Below are 1,233 nucleotides of genomic sequence, written 5' to 3' on the forward strand. Positions count from 1 at the left end.
CAACACCCCCGGCCGATCAGACCGGCCCACGCCCCACACGGTGAACGCGATCTCGCCAAACCCGTCACCAAGCGATCAACGAGTACAGCGTTCGCCCCGGCAGCCGCAAGCCGGACACCCCAGACGACTATCCCGCCGTACGTCCAACCGCGACCGGCCAAGCCCACGCGTGACCCGCCCGGCGGGCCCATCACGGCCGCACCGATCAGGCCCGCCCACGCCTCACGCCGTGAAGCCTCACACGGTGAACACGATCTTGCCGAACAGGTCACCCGCCGCCATGGCCGCGAACCCGTCGCGGGCGTCGGCGAGCGGCATCGTCCGGTCGATCACCGGCCGTACTCCGGTCTGCTCCAGGAACGTGGCCAGCCGGGCGAGCTGGTCGCGGTCGCCCATGGTGGACCCGACCACGGAAAGCTGCAGGAAGAACACCCGGTTCAGCTCGGCGGACGGGGCATGGCCGCTGGTCGCGCCAGAGACGACGATCCGGCCCCCCGGCCGCAGCGACTTCAGCGAGTGCGACCAGGTGGCCTGGCCGACGGTCTCCATGACCGCGTCCACGCGTTCCGGAAGCCTGGCCCCGGTCTCGAACGCCTGCTCCGCGCCGACTTGGAGAGCGCGCTCCCGCTTCTCCGGCGACCGGCTGGTGGCCCACACCCGGTAGCCGCCCGCCCGGCCGAGCGCGATCAGCGCCGTGGCGACGCCCCCGCCCGCGCCCTGCACCAGCACGGTCGCACCCGGTTCGAGGCCCGACCTGGAGAACAGCATCCGGTAGGCGGTCAGCCAGGCGGTGGGCAGGCACGCCGCCTCGGCAAAGGAAAGGGCGGCAGGCTTGGGCACGAGGTTTCGCCGGGGTACCGCGACCCGCTCGGCGAACGTCCCATCGTGTACTTCGGAGAGCAGGGACCGCTTCGGGTCGAGCGTTTCGTCCGCCCCCGAGCCGATCACCGCGTGCACGATGACCTCATTGCCGTCCTCGTCCAGGCCGGCCGCGTCGCAGCCGAGCACGATCGGCAGGCGGTCCTGGCTGATCCCCACTCCCTTCAGCGTCCAGAGGTCGTGGTGGTTCAGTGAGGCCGCCTTGACGGTGACCGTCGTCCACCCGTCCGGGGCCTTGGGGTCGGGATGCTCGCCGAGCGTCAGCCCAGCGAGCGGATTGTCGGGATCGGTCTGCGTGGCTGTAACGGCGAACATGGCCGCACCCTACCCAGGATACCCCCCGTCGTTCGGTCC

General features: G+C 71.2%; 1 protein-coding gene. It reads right to left on the bottom strand.

Annotated elements, in window-relative coordinates:
- Positions 1-237 precede the first annotated feature (237 nt).
- Positions 238-1,194, bottom strand: coding sequence for a zinc-binding dehydrogenase (locus C1I98_RS39040; RefSeq protein WP_111172201.1), 957 nt, complete (start codon positions 1,192-1,194; stop codon positions 238-240).
- Between the last annotated feature and the right edge of the window lie 39 nt (positions 1,195-1,233).

It is taken from the genome of Spongiactinospora gelatinilytica (assembly GCF_003236385.1).
Taxonomy (GTDB): Bacteria; Actinomycetota; Actinomycetes; order Streptosporangiales; family Streptosporangiaceae; genus Spongiactinospora; species Spongiactinospora gelatinilytica.

What these genes read in the sequence shown, in the direction of transcription:
- C1I98_RS39040 (WP_111172201.1), bottom strand. Translation starts at nt 1,194, where the DNA reads ATGTTCGCCGTTACAGCCACGCAGACCGATCCCGACAATCCGCTCGCT.